General features: G+C 61.7%; 1 protein-coding gene. It reads left to right on the forward strand.

The window, feature by feature from the left end; genetic code table 11:
• The first annotated feature begins 85 nt into the window (after positions 1–85).
• The gene (locus tag CWO89_RS44560; RefSeq protein WP_130584423.1) at positions 86–919 is read left to right on the forward strand and encodes an IS5 family transposase; all 834 of its coding nucleotides are present in this window, start codon (positions 86–88) and stop codon (positions 917–919) included.
• The last annotated feature ends 27 nt before the right edge of the window (positions 920–946 follow it).

The raw sequence follows: 946 nt of genomic DNA on the forward strand, positions 1-946 counted from the left end.
CCTGAGAGCCTGACTGAAAAAAGGAGTGAGTGATTTCGGTCGGCTGTGATTCCTTCGGATTTGCGAAGATTCGAGGGAGGGCACGATGCCGTGGACCAAAATCACTCGTGTTCAGTATCAGCGTAGTGGACTGCGTTACGCAAGCGATCTGACCGATGCGGAGTGGGCGCTGATTGCCCGGAAGATGCCGCGGCGACGGCGGCTCGGGCGACCGCGGCAGGTCGATTTGCGCGAGGTGGTGCAGGCGATCTTCTACATTTTGTCCACCGGCTGCCAGTGGCGGGCTTTGCCAAGCGAGTTCCCGCCGTACTCGACGGTCCAGAGCTATTTTTATGCTTGGCGCGATACCGGCAGGTGGCACAGGATCGTCAGGGCTCTGGTGCGACAGGCGCGGCGAAAACTCGGCCGCAAGCTGACACCGACGGCAGCCGTCATCGACAGCCAAAGTGCTTCGACGACACAAGCCGGCGGACCGCGTGGCTTCGATCCGGGCAAACGGGTTCATGGACGCAAACGGCACATCGTCACCGATACCAACGGTCTTCTGCTGGCCGTCCACGTTCATCCCGCCAATGTTCAGGATGTCCATGGTGCGGTCCCCCTGCTGGAGCGCGTGCGAGATCGCTTTCCCAAGCTGCGTCACGTCTTTGCGGACCGGGTTTATCGCGGAAAACAGCTCGTGGAAGCGATCTCCCATTGCGGGCCGTGGACCATCGAAATCGTTCAGCGCCCGCCCGGGGTCAAAGGCTTCCAGCTCTTGCCTCGACGCTGGGTCGTCGAACGCACCTTCGCCTGGTTCGGAAGATGCCGACGCCTCGCCAGAGACTTCGAGGGCTCCGCCGCCACCGAAGTCGCCTGGCTTCTCATTGCCCACGTCAGGCTCCTCACCCGACGCCTCGCCACGCCCTCCAAATGCTGACCGCTTTTTGAGTCAGACTCTGAGGAG

Source organism: Bradyrhizobium sp. Leo170 (assembly GCF_004296405.1).
Lineage (GTDB): Bacteria > Pseudomonadota > Alphaproteobacteria > Rhizobiales > Xanthobacteraceae > Bradyrhizobium.